A 17,271-nucleotide genomic window follows, 5' to 3' on the forward strand; every position below is an offset into this window, starting at 1 on the left:
ATCAAAAAAGAACAACCGGGAAACAATATTATGAAAAAGATCTCTGTCCTGCTGGCAGCGACGGCCCTGATTTCCGTCATGGCGACGTCGGCCTGGTCCAAGACCCTTGTTTATTGCTCCGAGGGCTCGCCGGAAGGCTTCGACCCGAGCCTCTATACGGCAGGCACGACCTTCGACGCGTCGTCGCGCACGGTCTATAGCCGCCTCGTCGAATTCAAGCATGGCGGGACTGAGATCGAGCCGGGCCTGGCCGACAGCTGGAGCGTTTCGGCCGACGGCACGGAATACACCTTCAAGCTTCATCCTGGCGTCAAGTACCAGACCACCGACTTCTTCACGCCGACGCGCGATTTCAATGCTGACGACGTCATCTTCTCGTTCGAGCGTCAGCTTAAGGCTGACAATCCGTGGAACAAGTATGTCGAGGGCGGCTCTTACGAATACGCCGCCGGCATGGGCTTCCCGGAGCTGATCAAGTCGATCGAGAAGGTCGATGACCTCACAGTCAAGTTTGTCCTCAATCATCCCGAAGCGCCGTTCCTCGCCGATCTCGCCATGGACTTCGCCTCGATCGTCTCCAAGGAATATGCCGACAAGCTTGCTGCCGACGGCAAGATGGCGCAGATGAACCAGCAGCCGCTCGGCACCGGCCCGTTCACCTTCGTCGCCTACCAGCCGGATGCCGTCATCCGCTACAAGGCGAACGAAACCTATTTCAAGGGCAAGGAAAAGATCGACGATCTGGTTTTCGCGATCACCTCTGATGCTGCTGTGCGCGCGCAGAAGCTGAAGGCTGGCGAATGCCACCTCATTCCTTATCCGAATGCGGCCGACGTCTCCGAACTCAAGAAGGACGAGAACCTGACCGTGCTCGAGCAGGCCGGCCTGAACGTTTCGTATCTTGCCTACAACACCTTGATTTCTCCCTTCGACAAGGCCGAAGTCCGCAAAGCGCTGAACATGGCGATCAACAAGCAGGCGATCGTCGACGCCGTCTTCCAGGGTGCCGCGGCCGTTGCCAAGAACCCGATCCCGCCGACGATGTGGTCCTATAACGATGCCGTCGTAGACGACAAGTACGATCCCGATGCGTCGAAGAAGATGCTGGCAGATGCCGGCGTCAAGGATCTGAAGATGAAGATCTGGGCGATGCCGGTTTCGCGTCCGTACATGTTGAACGCGCGCCGCGCCGCAGAATTGATGCAGGCCGACTTGGCCAAGGTCGGCGTCGATGCGGAAATCGTCACCCATGAATGGGCCGAATATCTGAAGCTCTCCTCCGACAAGAAACGCGACGGTGCCGTGATCCTTGGCTGGACCGGCGACAACGGCGACCCTGACAACTTCATGGATACGTTGCTTGGCTGTGATGCTGTCGGCGGCAACAACCGCGCTCAGTGGTGCAACAAGGAATTCGACGATCTGATGACGAAGGCCAAGCTGACGGCCGACGTCGCCGAGCGCACGAAGGCCTATGAGCAGGCTCAGCTGATCTTCAAGAAGGAAGCTCCCTGGAATACACTCGACCACTCGTTGGTCTTCGTTCCGATGAGCAAGAAGGTCTCGGGCTTCTTCATGGATCCGCTCGGAATTCACCGCTTCGACGGTGTGGACATTTCCGAATAATAAAAAATCTGTAAACTACCCGGTCAACGCCGGGTGCGGCCGGCGGTCAGGTTCCCCTGACCGCCGGAAACTATTGGAAAACCTGCTATGTTGCGTTTTTTCATCGGCCGCTTCGCGGTGCTGATCCCGACATTCCTTGGCGTTTCGCTTATAGCCTTCTCGTTCATCCGCATGATCCCCGGCGACCCCGTCATGCTTTTGTCGGGTGAACGTGTGATGGCGCCGGAACGTCACGCCCAGATCATGCATGATCTCGGTTTCGACCGGCCCATATATGTGCAGTATTTCGATTATCTCGTAAAAGTGCTGCACGGCGATCTCGGCACTTCGATCGTCACCAAGCGGCCCGTTCTCGGCGAGTTCTTTACATTGTTCCCGGCAACGCTGGAGCTTTCGCTCTGTGCCATCATCATCGCTGTCTGTCTTGGCGTGCCCGCCGGCGTCTTTGCGGCCGTCAAGCGAGGCACGTGGTTCGATCAGAGCGTGATGGGTGTCGCGCTCATCGGTTATTCCATGCCGATCTTCTGGTGGGGCCTGCTGCTCATCATCTTCTTCTCCGGCTATCTCGGCTGGACGCCGGTTTCCGGCCGCATCTCGCTGATGTATTTCTTCAAGCCGGTCACCGGGTTCATGCTCGTCGACAGCCTGCTGTCGGGCCAGAAGGGGGCTTTCGCCTCGGCCGTCAGTTACCTCATTCTCCCGACCATCGTGCTGGCGACAATTCCGCTCGCGGTCATTGCGCGCCAGACGCGTTCGGCGATGCTCGAGGTTCTGGGCGAGGACTACGTCCGCACGGCGCGCTCGAAGGGCCTGAAACCGCTGCGCGTCGTCGGCGTGCATGCGCTGCGCAATGCGATGATCCCTGTCATCACCACGATCGGTCTGCAGATCGGCGTTCTTCTTGCCGGCGCCATCCTCACCGAAACGATCTTCTCCTGGCCGGGCATCGGCAAATGGATGGTCGATTCGGTCTTCAAGCGCGATTATGCTGTGGTTCAGGGTGGTCTTCTGCTGATCGCCGGCGTCATCATGCTGGTCAATCTGATTGTTGATGTTCTCTACGGCTTCATCAATCCGCGCATTCGTCACTAGGAGCGGTCCATGAGCACGGTCACCGTCAAAACCGGCCAGCCATCCGCTCTTGCGGAGTTCTGGCATTATTTCTCCCGTAACAAGGGCGCCGTCATCGGCCTCGTTGTTTTCGTCATCATCCTCGTCGTGGCAATCCTCGCGCCGGTCTTTGCGCCGCACGGTCCGAATGAGCAGAACCGCGCAGTCCTGCTGTCGGTGCCGTTCTGGATGCAAGGCGGCAGCGCTTCCTTCCCGCTTGGAACGGATGCCGTCGGTCGCGATATCCTCTCGCGCCTGATCTACGGCGCGCGCTTCTCGCTCTTCATCGGCGTCGTCGTCGTTACGCTTTCGGTCATTTCAGGCGTCCTGATCGGCCTCGTTGCCGGATTTTTCCGCGGCAAGATCGATACGGCGATCATGCGCCTGATGGATATCATCCTGGCCTTCCCGTCGCTGTTGCTCGCTCTCGTGCTGGTGGCCGTGCTCGGGCCAGGTCTGACCAATGCGATGATCGCGATTTCGCTGGTCAACCAGCCGCATTTCGTGCGCCTGACGCGCGCCTCGGTCATGTCCGAGCGCGAGAAGGAATATGTCATCGCCTCGCGCGTCGCCGGTGCCGGCACCTTCCGCCTGATGTTCCAGACAATCCTGCCGAACTGTCTTGGGCCGCTGATCGTTCAGGCGACGCTCGCCTTCTCGGCGGCGATTCTCGATGCCGCCGCCCTCGGCTTTCTCGGCATGGGCGCCCAGCCGCCGACACCCGAATGGGGGACGATGCTTGCCGAATCCCGCGAGTTCATTTCGCGCGCCTGGTGGGTGGTGACATTCCCGGGTCTTGCCATCCTCATCACCGTTCTTGCCATCAACCTGATGGGCGACGGCCTGCGCGATGCGCTCGATCCCAAGCTGAAGAGGTCGTGATGTCCCTTCTTGAAATTGAAAATCTGACCGTCGAATTCCAGACCTCTTCCGGTCTCTTCCGCGCCGTCGACGGCGTATCGCTTGCCTGTGACAAGGGCGAAATCCTGTCGATCGTCGGCGAATCCGGCTCGGGCAAATCCGTTGCCATGCTCGCCCTGATGGGGCTTCTGCCCTGGACGGCGAAGATCACCGCCGACCGCATGCAGTTCGACGGCCAGGATCTGCGCGGCATCTCCGCCCGCCAGCGCCGCAGGATCGTCGGCAAGGATATGGCGATGATCTTCCAGGAGCCGATGTCGAGCCTCAATCCGTGCTTCACGGTCGGTTTCCAGCTCGGCGAGACCCTGCGCGTCCATATGGGCCTCAACCGCAAGGAACGCCGCCAACGCTCGATCGAGCTCTTGAACCTCGTCGGCATTCCGGCGCCGGAAGAGCGCCTGTCGAACTTCCCGCATCAGATGTCCGGCGGCATGAGCCAGCGCGTCATGATCGCCATGGCGCTCGCCTGCAATCCGAAGCTGCTGATCGCCGACGAACCGACGACCGCGCTGGACGTGACGATCCAGGCACAGATCCTCGACCTGCTCGTCCGCCTGCAGAAAGAGCAGGGCATGGCGCTGGTGCTGATCACCCACGACATGGGTGTCGTTGCCGAAACTGCCGAGCGCGTGCAGGTGCAATATGCCGGCCAGAAGGTCGAGGAACAGCCGGTAAGGGCGCTGTTCCGCGATCCGCATCATCCCTATACCGCAGCCCTGCTCGCAGCCCTTCCCGAACGCGCCAAAGTCGGCCAGCGTCTTCCCTCGATCGCCGGTGTCGTTCCCGGCCAGCATGGTCGCCCGACGGGCTGTCTGTTTGCGCCGCGCTGCGGCTTTGCCACGGTCGAATGCGATCGCGGCGTCGTCCGGCAGGGACCGGAGCTCGGACTGGCGCTCTGCAACTATCCTTTGAAGGACGGCAAGCCGCTCGGACATCCCGGCATCATGGCCGTTGAAACAGCAGGAGACCTCGTATGACGGGCGCTGTTCTCGAGGGCAGGGATCTCGCCCGCTTCTACACCGTCAATCGTGGCCTGTTTAAAGCCGATGCCACCGTCAAGGCGCTGAACGGCGTTAGCTTCAGCCTGCATTCCGGCAAGACGCTCGCCGTCGTCGGCGAATCCGGCTGCGGCAAGTCGACGCTCGCCCGCCTAGTCACGATGATCGAGAATCCGACATCGGGGCAATTGCTGATCGACGGCAAGCCCGCCCAAGTCGGCGACCGCAGCCTGCGCAGCCAAGTGCAGATCGTCTTCCAGAACCCCTACGGCTCGCTCAACCCGCGCCAGAAGGTCGGCTCGATCCTCGAAGAGCCGCTGAAGATCAACACCAGTCTCGACGCCGCCGCCCGGCGCCGCAAGGTGGAAGAGATGATGGCCCGCGTCGGCCTGCGTCCGGAGCATTATGGCCGCTATCCCCACATGTTCTCAGGCGGCCAGCGCCAGCGCATCGCCATTGCCCGCGCCCTGATGTTGCGGCCGAAGGTGCTGGTGCTCGACGAACCGGTTTCGGCGCTCGATCTCTCGATACAGGCGCAGGTGCTGAACCTGTTGATGGACCTGCAGAAGGAGATGGGGCTTGCCTATCTCTTCATCTCGCACGGCCTGTCCGTCGTCCATCATATCGCCGACGAGGTGATGGTAATGTATCTCGGCCGTCCCGTGGAAACCGGTCCCGCCGCTGAGGTCTTCGCAAGGCCGCGCCATCCCTATACGGCAGCCTTGCTGTCGGCGACGCCGATCGCCGATCCTGATCGCGAAAAGACCCGCATTCGCCTGCAGGGTGAACTGCCTTCGCCGTTGAAGCCGCCGTCAGGTTGCCACTTCAATCCACGCTGCTGGAAGGCGCAGGACCATTGCCGCCAGGTTTCTCCCGAATTAACTGGGGAAGGCACACATCAATATGCCTGTCACTTCCCGCTCGATTGAGCGGGAAGATAAGCCTGAGGAGCAAACATGCCGGGTGAGCAGATGAACAGGCCTCATGCGATCGTCGTCATGGGGGTCAGCGGCTGCGGCAAATCCTCTGTCGGCGAGAAACTCGCCGAAGCCCTGCACTTGGCCTTCGTCGAAGGCGATGCGCTCCATCCCGCCGCCAATGTCGAAAAGATGTCGAAGGGCATTCCGCTGACCGATGAGGACCGGATGCCTTGGCTCGACAGCATCGGCGAAGACATGAAAGCCTCACTGGAGAAAAGCGAGGGCATTATCGTCTCCTGTTCGGCGCTGAAGCGCATCTATCGCGACAGGCTGCGGGCTGCTGCCGGTGGCAATCTGTTCTTCGTCTATCTCGAAGGTTCCAGGGCGCTGCTGATGAAACGTATGGGCGAGCGCAAGGGACATTTCATGCCGGTCTCGCTGCTCGATAGCCAACTGGCAACGCTTGAGGTGCCCACAGGCGAGCCGGGCGTCGTCACCGTCGATATCGACGACACGATCGAAGGCATCGCGGCAACGGCGCTGAAGAGCCTTGCAGCGCTCGGCGTTACGGGTTGAAACGCTGCGGCGAATAGGCCGCAATATCGATGAACGGCGTCTCGCCAGTGATGACTTCGGCAAGCACGCGGCCGGTCACCGGCCCGAGCGTCAGCCCGTGATGGGCATGGCCGAAGGCAAACCACAGGCCCTGATGGCGCGGCGCCTTGCCGATGATCGGCATCATGTCTGGCGTGCAGGGGCGCGCGCCCATCCAGGGTTCGGGATCGAGCCTCCGACCGATTGGGAAGATCGTGCGCACCGCGGCTTCGGCGCGGTCGAGTTGGACCGGCGTTTTCGGCGCGTCGAGCGTTGCAAACTCCGCCCCTGTCGTCAGGCGGATGCCGCGGCGCATTGGCGCGAGGAGATAGCCGCGTTCGGCATCGAGCATCCAGTTGTTGAGCACGGCATTGCCCTCGGCGGCATAGTGCATGTGATAGCCGCGCTTGACGCCGAGCGGGAAGGAGTAGCCGAGCCGGCGCGTTGCTACGTCCGCCCAGGGGCCGAGCGCCATCACAGTATCGTCGGCTTCGAACGGACCTTCCGCGGTCATGATTTTCCAGCCGGAGCCGAACGGACCGAGCGAGGCGGCGTCACCCGTGACAAACCGGCCGCCGAGGCTTTCGAAATAGCGGCGATAGGCCGACGTCAGCGCATGCGGGTCGAGCACCGACCAGGGGTCGCGCCAGCGGATGCCGCCGGCGAAATCGCCGGTCATCATATGAGGCTCCATGCGGGCGATATCGGCCGAGGTCAGGCTGTCATATTCCACGCCGAATTCATTCTGCCAAAGTGCTGCCTCCGCAAGAGCCCCGTCACGCTTGGCTTCACTGCGGAAAATCTTTATCCAGCCGTCCTTGCGGATCAGCGCTTCGGCCTGCGACGCCTCGATCAGATCCTTGTGTTCGACAACCGAATTTTCGATCAGCGGCGCATAGGCCCGGGTGATGATCGCATGGCGGCGCGCATTGGAATTCCACCAGTAGCGGGCGAGAAAGGCGATCTGGCTCGGCAGCGTGCGCAGGTGATAATGCGCGTCGATGCGGTTATTCAGCGCATAACGCAGCAAAAGCCCGAGCTGCTGGGGAAAGCCGTAAGGCGCGACACCTTCGCGCTGGATCAGGCCGGCATTGCCGAACGAGGTTTCGTTGCCCGGATCCTTGCGGTCGATCAGCGTCACCTGCCGGCCGCGCCGCTGAAGATGGATGGCCGTGGAAACCCCGACGATGCCGGCGCCGAGCACAATTGCGTTTTTCGTCATTTCCGCTTGCATTCCGCTTTGTCTAATGCGGTGAAAATGCCCGCGCCGATACCGCGACGCAAACGGAAAATCGCATTCATTTCAAAATCATTGCGCTTTTCAGTGCGGCATTTTCAGCCCTCAGGCGGACATGGAGGATCAGCGCGTTGAGAAGAGAAAAGACGATCGCGTAAAGCGGCAGGCCGAAGGCGAGGGGAAGGGCGGCGATCTCGCCGACGACGATCGCATAGTTCGGATGGCGGAGGAAGCGATAGGGCCCGGATCTGACGAGCGGCGCGCCGGGCAGGACGATGATACGCGTCGTCCAGCGGCCTTTCAGCGTCGCGAGCACCCAGAGCCGCAGCGCCTGCAGGCCCATGAACACCAGAAACCAGAAGAGCGCTACTGGCCTGCCCGGTGCAAGCAGCCAAAGGCCGATGATCCAGCCTGCATGCAGCGCCACCATGGTGGGATAATGCTCGGGCGCCACCTCTCTGGCGCCTCTGGCAAGAAGCGCCGCCGTGTTGCGCCGGGCGAGCACGAGTTCCGCCAGCCGCTGCAGCGTTACGAATGCCAGAAGCGCGATCGACGGCCACATCATGCCGCCCTCCGCAGCGTCACGCAGCTGGCCGAAAAGCCCGGCCCCATGGCGATCATCGCGGAGCGCTCCGGCAACCCGGCGCGGATTGCCCGCTCCAGCACGAACAGGATGGTTGGCGAGGACATGTTGCCATATTCGGCAAGCACGGCCCGCTCGTGATCGAGCGTGCCCGGCACCAGCGAAAGCGCGCTCTCCATCGCGGCCAGCACCTTGGTGCCGCCGGGATGGCAGATGAAGCGGTCGATATCCTCCGGTTTCAGCCCGTTGCGCGCCAGAATAGCCCCCACCGCCGGGCCAAGCTCCTTTTCGGCAAAGGGCGGCAGCGATTGCGCCAGTACGATGCCGAAGCCGCCGTCGTCTATCTTCCAGCCCATGATATCGAGCGTGTCGGGAAAGAGATGTTCGCCGGTCGACTCCACCTCCGCCAGCCCGTCTTCGCCTGATCGCAGCACGCAGGCGGCAGCGCCATCGCCGAAAAGCGCTGTCGCGATGATGTTTGGCCGCGTCAGCTCGTCCAGCCGGAAGGCGAGCGTGCAAAGCTCGATCGAGACGAAAAGCACTACAGTGCCCGGCCGTCCTTTCGCCAGCCGTGAGGCGATCGCAAAGCCTGACACGCCAGCCGCGCAGCCGAGCCCGAAGACCGGCACGCGTTCGATATCGGGTCTGAAACCCATCCTGCGGCTAAGCTGTGCATCGAGGCTCGGCGTCGTAAAGCCGGTGGAGGAGACGGTTACGACACAGTCGACATCGCTGGCCTCAAGCCCTGCCAGCCGAAGGGCGGAGCTGGCAGCCTCGACGAAAAGCCCGCCTGCCACCTCTGCAAAGGCCTGCATCCGGTCCTGCCAGCCATGCGGCTCGTCGAACCAGGCAAGCGGCCGCGCCGCATGACGCTTTTCGATACCGGCGCTGTCGAAGACGCGGGCAAGATGGCGGAATTCCTCGAAGCGGTCGGCAAACAGCCGGGCCGAGGCTTCGACCGCCTGTTTCTGGAAAATGACATGTTCTGGTGTGGCGACGGCGAGGCTGACGAGTTTCACGGTATCGGTCACGGAGTTCTCCTTGTCGTTCCCGGCGCAACGACTGAGAACACGCCTACGCCGAAATTATTCGGATCAGCTTGCTTCACGAAACCGTGATGAAAGAAATGCGAGGAGCAGCCGAATAAAGTCCGAAGCAGCGGTGTTCTCTCCTCGCAACGTCATTTCTAGAGGAGTTTCCCTATGACGATCACGACAGCCCGCATCGCTTCCATCGTTCTCGGCGGCTGCCTTGTCGCTTCTGTTTTCTCCGGCCCGGTCTTTGCGGTTGGCGATAATAGCAGCACAACGCCCACCTGCAAGAAGGGCGAGATCTACGACCAGAAGACCAAGAAATGCGTCAAGCAGCAGAGCGCCAACGTCTCCGACGAGAACCGCGCCGACTATGCCTATTCGCTGGCCAAGGCCGGTCGTTATGAAGAGGCGCTTGCCGTGCTCGACACCGTCAAGGACCAGAACACCGCGGAAGTGCTGAATTATCGCGGCTATGCCACCCGCAAGCTCGGCCGCACCGACGAAGGCATCTCCTACTACCTGCAGTCGGTGAAGATGGATCCGCAATATGCCAAGGTCCGCGAATATCTCGGCGAAGCCTATGTCATCAAGGGCCAGCTCGATCTCGCCAAGGACCAGTTGAACACGATCAAGGCGATCTGCGGCACCGGTTGCGAGGAATATCAGGACTTGAACGCCGCGATCCTTGACCCTTCGAAGATCTGATCGGCCGGTCACGGGCGGGAAAACGGAAGCACGAAAGGGATGTAAGAATGTCGGTCGCGCGCAGCCATTTTCCTGCCTATAGTCGCGCGAGAATGGAATCGCCGGTTCATCCGGCGGTTCCAAGGGATGCAGGATTGGCGGAGGCGGCCATCGCGAGCGAAGCGGATATCAGAAGCGGCCTGACGGAAAATCTGGCAAGGCTCTGGCGTTATGGTCTCGTTCTCTCGCATCAGCGCGATATCGCCGACGACCTGGTCCAGGCGACCTGCCTTCGTGCGCTGGAGCGCGCCGATCAGTTCATCCCCGGCACCCGGCTCGACCGTTGGCTGTTTTCGATCCTGCATTCAATCTGGCTGAACGAGATCCGCTCCCGCCGGGTGCGACAGGGTCAGGGTTTCGTCGATGCCGGGGAGACGCTGACCTTCGACGGCGCGCACGACACCGAAACGCATGTGATGGCCCATCAGGTGCTGAAACAGGTGAATACGCTGCCTGAGGCGCAGAGGACGGTGGTTTTCCTCGCCTATGTGGAAGGACTTTCCTATCGCGAGGTTGCAGGCATATTGGATATCCCGATCGGAACCGTGATGAGCCGGCTGGCTGCTGCCCGCGCCAAGCTCTCCGGCGCCGGACCGGAAGGGGGACGGCAATGAACACGAAACACACCATTCCCTCCGACGAGGACCTGACCGCCTTCATCGACGGCGAGCTGACGGCCGAAGATGCCGCGCGCATTCAAACCATGGTGGAGGAAGACGAGAGCACCGCCGAACGGCTGGAATTCCTGGCGCGCGCCAGCCTGCCGTTCAAGCAGGCCTTCGCCCCGCTTCTCGCCGAAGCCCCGCGCGAGAAGCTGGAGACGATGCTTGCCGCAATCCCGGCGCAGCCGAGCGCCAGACCCGCCTCCACGCCCGCATTCGCCAGCCGTCGCGGCTTCCTCGGCGCGCTCGCCGCCTCGCTCGTCGCTGGCATCGCGATCGACCGCGCCGTCATCGGCATCGGCAGGGGCTTCTCGGCAAAGGACGAAAACAGCGAATGGCGCGCCGTGGTCGCCGATTATATCTCGCTCTATACCCCGGAGACCCTGGCCGGCCCCGTCCCTGGCAGGGAGGACCAGGCCGCCCAGCTCGCCAGTCTTGACGAAAAGCTCGGCCTGTTACTCTCCCCTGAAGCCGTCTCGCTCCCGGGGATCGATTTCAAACGCGCCCTGCTGCTGCAATATGACGGTAAGGCGCTTGCCCAGGTCGCCTATCTCGACCCCGAGACCGGGCCGATGGCGCTGTGCATCGTCAAATCAGATGCGGGCAGCAAGGCGCCGGACCTCGAAAGCCGCAAGGGTATGAACGTCGTCTACTGGTCGAACGCGACGCACGCCTTCATGCTGATCGGCCGCATCCCGCTAGACCGGGTGCAGGAATTGGGAGAGGACGTCAGGAGGAGGCTTTCAGCCTGACCTCTACTAACAGGCTGCTGCAAAACCCTCTGGCTTTTGGGTTGCCGCCATGATTCTCTGCGGTTGCAACAGCGGGGATTGATTTGAATGCGTGGCGAGGATGAGCGGACGGGATCGCTGTTTTCGTATGTTGACCTTGAGACACGGGTTCCGGCTGGGCATCCGCTTCGTGCGATGCGCGGGTTGGTGAACGCATCGCTTGCGGCGCTGGATGGGTCGTTTGATGGGTTCTATGCCAAGACGGGTCGGCCGTCGATCGCGCCGGAACGGCTGTTGCGGGCGGTGCTGCTGCAGATGCTGTATTCGATCCGCTCCGAGCGGCAATTGATGGAACGGCTTGAGTTCGACCTGTTGTTCCGCTGGTTCGTGGGACTTGGGATCGATGATGCGGTGTGGCATCCGACGGTGTTCACGCATAATCGCGACCGGGTTCTGACGACGGAGGTGGCGCAAGGCTTCCTGTCGGCGCTGCTTGCACAGGCGGCGGTGAAGAAGCTTTTGAGCGCGGAGCACTTCTCGGTCGACGGGACAATGCTGAAGGCGTTTGCCTCGATGAAGAGCTTTCGCGCCAAGGAAGCCCAGGTGGCGACGATGGCGAGCCACCGGAGGGCGGGCGCAATGGCGAGCGTGATTTCCGCAAGGAGAAGCGCTCGAACGAGACGCACGCCTCGACCACCGACCCGGACGCCCGGCTTTACCGCAAGAGCAAGGGCCAGGAGAGCCGACTGGCCTATCTGGGGCATGCGCTGATGGAGAACCGCAATGGACTTGTGGTCGACGGTGCGGTGACGCATGCGACCGGCACGGGCGAGCGGGAGGCGGCCAGCGAACTGAGCGAGGGCCCCGCCGAAGGCGCGACGCTGGGTGCCGATAAGGCTTACGATGTGGAAGCCTTTGTCGAAGAGTTGAAGGCGCGCAAGATCGTGCCGCATGTGGCGATCAACGGGACGGTGAGCAAGACGGGCAAGGTGCGCAAGACTGCGGTGCCGCCGCAGGTGGCGCAAAGCGCCGGCTATGCGATCAGCCTGCGCTGCCGCAAGCGGATCGAGGAAGTCTTTGGCTGGGTCAAGACGACCGGCGGTCTCTCGCAGCTCAAGGTGCGCGGACTGGATAAGGTCGAGGCGGTCTTCACTTTCGCCCTTGTCGCCTACAACATCATTCGTCTTCCGAAATTGATTGGGTCGACGGGCGAAGTGTGTCTTGTGGGAGGCAAATAGGCCAATATGATCGGGATATCGCCTGCGGCCAGCTCAAATCCGGCCGATATCCGTCAAAAAATCGCACCCAAGCTCTCGATTGCGGCAACGCAGCGCCAATTTCAGCAGCCTGCTAATGTGGCCGTAGTCGAGGGCGCTTTATGCTTGTGAAATGGTGCAAGTCGCCCAGCACGGTAGGTGTAGAGGATTTGCTTCAGTCGTTGCCGGAGAGCAAAGATATCAGGACGCGAAATCAGCATATGTTAGCGCAATACCGTCGCTAAGTGAGGTGGTCGCCTTCCATCCAATTGCCGACAAACGGTCAACGCTCATCAGTTTGCGCGGCGTTCCATCTGGCTTCGTCTGGTCATAAACAATTTCGCCCTTGAAGCCGACGACCATCATGACGGTCTCGGCAAGTTCGCGGATGGTAATGTCTTCGCCCGTCCCGATATTGATGAGCCCCTCGCTGACGTCCCTTTCCATCAAGAAAACGCAGGCATCAGCCATGTCGTCGACATACAGGAATTCTCGCATTGGCCGACCAGACCCCCAGACGACCAGTTGCTGATCACCGCGAACCTTGGCCTCATGGACCTTTCTGATCAGGGCCGGCATCACATGGCTACTGTTCAGATCGTAGTTGTCATTCGGACCGTACAGGTTAGTCGGCATCGCCGATACGTAGCGGGTTCCATATTGCCGATTGTAGCTCTCGCACAGCTTGACGCCTGCTATCTTGGCGATTGCATAGGGCTCGTTCGTCTGCTCCAAGGGGCCGGTTAGCAAATACTCCTCGCGAATGGGCTGAGGGCAGTCGCGTGGGTAGATGCAGCTCGAGCCAAGGAAAAGCATGCGTTCCACACCAGCTTGCCAGGCGGCATGAACAACATTCGTCTCGATCATCAGATTCTGGTAGAGGAACTCAGCACGATAAACATTGTTTGCATGGATGCCGCCAACCCTTGCCGCGGCCATGAAGATGTAGTCCGGCCGCTCTGCATTCATGAATTCGGCAACCGCCGCCTGATTGACGAGATCCAGTTCGGCATGGCTTCTGGTGACGATGTTCGTGTAGCCGCCGGCCTTCAGCCTTCGGACAATGGCCGACCCCACCATGCCTCGATGGCCTGCAACATAGATCTTCACGTCTCTGTTCATCGGATCACTCGTGATAGTCGTATGCTGAGAAGCCGTGGCGTTTCACGAGTTCGTCCCGCTCCGCTGATTTAAGGTCCTCGCGCATCATTTCCGCAACAAGCTGCTTAAACGTTGTCCGTGGCTCCCAGCCGAGCTTTTCCTTCGCCTTCGACGGATCGCCCAGCAGGGTCTCGACCTCCGTAGGACGGAAGTATCGGGGGTCGACCGCGACGATGCAGCGGCCGTTCTCGTTGTAGCCCTTTTCCTCAACGCCTGATCCCTTCCATGAGATTGGAAGCCCAATTTCATGCGCCGCGGCGTCGACGAATTCGCGTACGCTGTACTGCACGCCAGTGGCGATGACGAAATCCTCCGGCGCTTCCTGCTGCAGCATCAGCCATTGCACCTCGACATAGTCCTTGGCATGTCCCCAGTCACGCTTTGCATCCAGATTGCCGAGATAGAGGCAGTCCTGAAGGCCGAGCTTGATGCGCGCCAGTGCACGGGTGATCTTGCGCGTCACGAAAGTCTCGCCCCGCACCGGGCTCTCGTGGTTGAAGAGGATGCCGTTGCAGGCATAAATGCCATAGGCTTCCCGATAGTTAACCGTGATCCAGTAGGCGTAGAGTTTGGCGACAGCGTAAGGCGAGCGTGGATAGAAAGGGGTCGTTTCGCGTTGCGGGATTTCCTGCACTAGGCCGTAGAGCTCGGAGGTGGACGCCTGGTAGAAACGCGTCTTCTTTTCAAGGCCAAGAATGCGGATCGCCTCAAGGATGCGCAGCGCGCCGAGCGCGTCGGAATTGGCCGTATATTCCGGCTCTTCGAATGAGACGGCGACATGCGACTGCGCCGCGAGGTTATAGATCTCGTCGGGCTGGACCTGCTGGACGATGCGAACGAGGCTGGATGAATCCGTCATGTCCCCGTAGTGCAGCACAAGCCTGCGGTTGATGTCGTGTGGATCCTGGTAGAGGTGGTCGATGCGGTCGGTATTGAAGAGGGACGTGCGGCGCTTGATGCCGTGTACCTCATATCCTTTTTCGATGAGAAGCTCTGCAAGATAGGAGCCGTCCTGGCCCGTGATGCCTGTGATGAGGGCTCTTTTCATGTCACATATCTCTCAAGGTAGATTGTCTTTCGAATTCCTGGGCCTTGTATCCGCGCATCTGCGAATTGTAAATGAACAACCTTAGGGCCGCGCGAACAGGATAGGCTGGACTATTTTTCGAGCGGATCGTTCCACTGTTTGGTCATTATCTGCACGCTTTGCGACCCAACTACGGCTTGTTCACTGAGTTTTCGACGCCAATGGTCACGCGATCGAGGCCGACACCGGCGTCCTTGATGCGGCACGGTTCGTGAAAATTTTTCTGCAGCTGTGCAGCCGGGCCTTCCCCAAACCTGCACACTCAGAATCACATGAGTAAAACGTTACGAAACGGCTTGTCATTTCTGCGAGCCGCCGTTATTGGCTGATGCCGAGCTTGATCTGGGCTCTTGCCAGCTTTCCTACCCGCGCGTCGGACCGGCAAAAGCCATTGATCTCAGATGGCAGTTGCTGTTTCGAACGGTAGCGGCGCTCTAAATGGGGTGATTGAAAGAGGGACTATTCGGCTTTACTCGGCGGCCAAACTTAAAACCCAGGTTGCATCAGACACCCCGGCGGCCGAGTGAAGCACAGAAATTGACGCTGCGTGCCGCCTGGGCATCCTCCCAGACTAACGAATTTGCTGGCTGCAGAAGAATCCAACGACAGAGGTTAAAATGTTTCGCAAAGATGTTCTCGATGAATCGCCCTTCGTGATTGCCGAAGTGGGCCAAAATCATCAGGGAGACCTGGATATCGCCCGGGAATATATTCGAATTTATGCATTCGAAGGCGCGGATGCGATCAAGTTTCAGACGCGCAACAATAGGTACCTTTTTTCTGAGGATGCTTATGCGGCGGGGTATGACAGCGAAAATGCTTTTGCAGAAACCTACGGCGCTCATCGAGAGAAGCTCGAACTAAAACCGGAATGGTTGCCGATCCTGAAGGCTGATTGCGAAAAGCACGGCGTGAAGTTCATGTCGACACCCTTCGACGAGCCAAGCCTCGAGATCCTCCAGCAGATTGATGTTGACCTGTTGAAAGTGGCTTCGTTCGATCTTGGCAACCTTCCCTTCCTCAATCGGATCGCGAAACTCGGTAAGCCCGTTGTCATGAGCATTGGCGGCGGCAAGATCGAACAGATTCGGTCAAGCGTCGAGGTCGTGTTGAAGCATCACGATCGGTTGGCCATCCTGCACTGCGTCTCCGAATACCCGTGCGAGTACAACCGCCTCGGGCTGGACAATATCGAGGTTCTCATCAAAGAGTTTCCGAATTGTATCATCGGCTCGTCCGATCACTTCAACGGGACGTTGTCAGGCCCGATTGCCTACATGAAGGGCGCGCGCGTGTTCGAAAAGCACGTTACCCTCAACCGCGCCTGGAAGGGCACCGACCACAGCTTTGCACTGGAGCCCGATGGCTTCCGCAAGTTCGTGCGTGACATTAAGCGCGTCCGCGCGATGATGCCCCAGAAGCCGGCGGACGAGATCGGCAACGAAAGAGTATTCAAGAAGCTGGGCAAGTCGATCATCGCATATTCGGACATCCGCGTCGGCGAAGAGCTGACCCTGGATAAGCTTTCGGGTCGCATTTTCAATACCCATTACATACCTGTGCGGGAGAGCAATAAGGTTCTCGGAAAGACTGTGAAGCGGGATATTGCAAAGGGTGAACCCATTCAATACTCCGATTTCGGCTGAGCTTCCGTTCCGAGGCGTCGAGGGGATGCGCACCGAGCTCACTACGGAACGTCCCCGAAGAACCCACGGGTTGGCAGATCGGGTAAGGAGAGCGACGCCCAATCGCTCTCCGCCTGCCCGGCCTGCATCGAGACGAGGTGGCAATCATGAATGTCGATGGACTTTTTGACGTGAGTGGCGACGTCGTCCTTGTAACCGGTGTTTCCGGCCAACTGGGCGGCGAGTACGCCAAGGCTTTTCTGGCGCGCAATGCGCGCGTTGTTGGCCTTGATCTCCGCCCCTCTGCCGGCAGTCTCGCGATGCAGGACGAATACCCCGACAATTTCATGTTTTGTTCGGCGGATGTGACCAAGAAGGCGTCATTGGAGCAGGCGCTTCAGGACGTGACCGGTAGATTCGGTACCCCCACCGTCCTCATCAACAATGCCGCTATCGATTCTCCGCCTTCCGCCCCGCCCGAGGAAAACGGGCCGTTCGAAGACTACCCGGAAGCGTCTTGGGACAAGGTTATCGACGTGAACCTCAAGGGCGTCTATCTCTCATGCCAGGTATTCGGGGCCGCGATGGCCAATGCCGGCAAGGGATCAATCATCAACGTCGCTTCCATTTATGGGCTCGTTTCTCCCGACCAGAGCCTCTACGAATATCGCCGAAAGCGCGGAGAGGTCTTCTTCAAGCCCGTGGCCTATTCAGCATCGAAATCCGGTATCCTGAATCTGACGCGATACCTGGCGACTTATTGGGCGAAGCGCAACGTGCGCGTGAACTCGCTCACGATCGCGGGCGTCTTTAACAACCAGGAGCAGGACTTCCTCGATGTCTACTGCAGCCGGATCCCGATCGGCCGTATGGCGAGCGTCGATGAATACAACGGCGCTATGTTATTCTTGGCGAGCCCTGCATCCCGATATATGACGGGCTCTAATCTCATCATCGACGGCGGCTGGACGGCAATCTGAAC

16 protein-coding genes and 1 pseudogene are annotated in these 17,271 nt (G+C 60.1%); 12 read left to right on the plus strand and 5 right to left on the minus strand.

Annotation, left to right across the window (positions count from 1 at the left end; all coding sequences use genetic code 11):
- Positions 1–30 precede the first annotated feature (30 nt).
- The 6 genes from J3P73_RS04680 to J3P73_RS04705 all read left to right on the plus strand — a co-directional run bounded on the left by J3P73_RS04680 (position 31) and on the right by J3P73_RS04705 (position 6,151).
- Positions 31–1,626, plus strand: a complete 1,596-nt coding sequence (locus J3P73_RS04680; protein WP_130716766.1) for an ABC transporter substrate-binding protein — start codon at positions 31–33, stop codon at positions 1,624–1,626.
- A gap of 87 nt (positions 1,627–1,713) precedes the next feature.
- Positions 1,714–2,718 (plus strand): ABC transporter permease subunit, encoded by a 1,005-nt coding sequence (locus J3P73_RS04685; RefSeq protein ID WP_018497415.1) that lies wholly within the window; start codon positions 1,714–1,716, stop codon positions 2,716–2,718.
- A gap of 9 nt (positions 2,719–2,727) precedes the next feature.
- On the plus strand, positions 2,728–3,618 hold the full coding sequence (locus tag J3P73_RS04690) for an ABC transporter permease subunit (protein WP_130716768.1): 891 nt from the start codon (positions 2,728–2,730) through the stop codon (positions 3,616–3,618).
- Complete coding sequence (locus tag J3P73_RS04695; protein ID WP_130697650.1) at positions 3,618–4,634, plus strand: ABC transporter ATP-binding protein; 1,017 nt, start codon at positions 3,618–3,620, stop codon at positions 4,632–4,634. Before J3P73_RS04690 ends, J3P73_RS04695 begins: the two co-directional genes overlap by 1 nt.
- Positions 4,631–5,584: a peptide ABC transporter ATP-binding protein gene (locus J3P73_RS04700; RefSeq protein ID WP_130697651.1), complete on the plus strand. Its 954-nt coding sequence runs from the start codon at positions 4,631–4,633 to the stop codon at positions 5,582–5,584. Before J3P73_RS04695 ends, J3P73_RS04700 begins: the two co-directional genes overlap by 4 nt.
- 27 nt (positions 5,585–5,611) lie before the next feature.
- Positions 5,612–6,151 (plus strand): gluconokinase, encoded by a 540-nt coding sequence (locus J3P73_RS04705; protein ID WP_130716770.1) that lies wholly within the window; start codon positions 5,612–5,614, stop codon positions 6,149–6,151.
- Here J3P73_RS04705 and J3P73_RS04710 read toward each other — a convergent pair.
- The 3 genes from J3P73_RS04710 to J3P73_RS04720 all read right to left on the minus strand — a co-directional run bounded on the left by J3P73_RS04710 (position 6,141) and on the right by J3P73_RS04720 (position 9,020).
- Complete coding sequence (locus J3P73_RS04710) at positions 6,141–7,391, minus strand: NAD(P)/FAD-dependent oxidoreductase (RefSeq protein ID WP_130716772.1); 1,251 nt, start codon at positions 7,389–7,391, stop codon at positions 6,141–6,143. The genes J3P73_RS04705 and J3P73_RS04710 overlap by 11 nt on opposite strands.
- Before the next feature lie 76 nt (positions 7,392–7,467).
- The gene (locus tag J3P73_RS04715) at positions 7,468–7,971 is read right to left on the minus strand and encodes an isoprenylcysteine carboxyl methyltransferase family protein (RefSeq protein ID WP_130723619.1); all 504 of its coding nucleotides are present in this window, start codon (positions 7,969–7,971) and stop codon (positions 7,468–7,470) included.
- Entirely contained in the window at positions 7,968–9,020 is a 1,053-nt protein-coding gene (locus tag J3P73_RS04720; RefSeq protein WP_130716776.1) for a type III polyketide synthase, read from the minus strand. The genes J3P73_RS04715 and J3P73_RS04720 overlap by 4 nt, the downstream gene beginning before the upstream one ends.
- Positions 9,021–9,191: 171 nt before the next feature.
- Between J3P73_RS04720 and J3P73_RS04725 the strand changes: the two genes are divergently transcribed.
- The 4 genes and pseudogenes from J3P73_RS04725 to J3P73_RS04740 all read left to right on the plus strand — a co-directional run bounded on the left by J3P73_RS04725 (position 9,192) and on the right by J3P73_RS04740 (position 12,398).
- Positions 9,192–9,728 (plus strand): tetratricopeptide repeat protein, encoded by a 537-nt coding sequence (locus tag J3P73_RS04725; RefSeq protein WP_130666546.1) that lies wholly within the window; start codon positions 9,192–9,194, stop codon positions 9,726–9,728.
- A gap of 47 nt (positions 9,729–9,775) precedes the next feature.
- Positions 9,776–10,381 carry an RNA polymerase sigma factor gene (locus J3P73_RS04730; protein WP_130716778.1) on the plus strand — a complete coding sequence of 202 codons (606 nt, stop codon included), beginning with the start codon at positions 9,776–9,778 and terminating at the stop codon, positions 10,379–10,381.
- Positions 10,378–11,181 (plus strand): anti-sigma factor family protein, encoded by an 804-nt coding sequence (locus tag J3P73_RS04735; RefSeq protein WP_130716780.1) that lies wholly within the window; start codon positions 10,378–10,380, stop codon positions 11,179–11,181. The genes J3P73_RS04730 and J3P73_RS04735 overlap by 4 nt, the downstream gene beginning before the upstream one ends.
- 87 nt (positions 11,182–11,268) lie before the next feature.
- Positions 11,269–12,398 (plus strand): annotated as a pseudogene (locus tag J3P73_RS04740) (IS5 family transposase).
- 219 nt (positions 12,399–12,617) lie between these two features.
- On the opposite strand, the gene fcl reads toward J3P73_RS04740, so the two are convergent.
- Positions 12,618–13,538 (minus strand): GDP-L-fucose synthase, encoded by a 921-nt coding sequence (gene fcl / locus J3P73_RS04745; RefSeq protein WP_130716782.1) that lies wholly within the window; start codon positions 13,536–13,538, stop codon positions 12,618–12,620.
- A gap of 4 nt (positions 13,539–13,542) precedes the next feature.
- Positions 13,543–14,625: a GDP-mannose 4,6-dehydratase gene (gmd, locus tag J3P73_RS04750; RefSeq protein WP_130716784.1), complete on the minus strand. Its 1,083-nt coding sequence runs from the start codon at positions 14,623–14,625 to the stop codon at positions 13,543–13,545.
- A 656-nt stretch (positions 14,626–15,281) separates the two neighbouring features.
- Between gmd and J3P73_RS04755 the strand changes: the two genes are divergently transcribed.
- Entirely contained in the window at positions 15,282–16,310 is a 1,029-nt protein-coding gene (locus tag J3P73_RS04755) for an N-acetylneuraminate synthase family protein (RefSeq protein ID WP_130716786.1), read from the plus strand.
- A gap of 146 nt (positions 16,311–16,456) precedes the next feature.
- The gene (locus J3P73_RS04760) at positions 16,457–17,269 is read left to right on the plus strand and encodes an SDR family oxidoreductase (RefSeq protein WP_130716788.1); all 813 of its coding nucleotides are present in this window, start codon (positions 16,457–16,459) and stop codon (positions 17,267–17,269) included.
- The last annotated feature ends 2 nt before the right edge of the window (positions 17,270–17,271 follow it).

The organism is Rhizobium ruizarguesonis, assembly GCF_017357285.1.
GTDB lineage: Bacteria > Pseudomonadota > Alphaproteobacteria > Rhizobiales > Rhizobiaceae > Rhizobium > Rhizobium ruizarguesonis.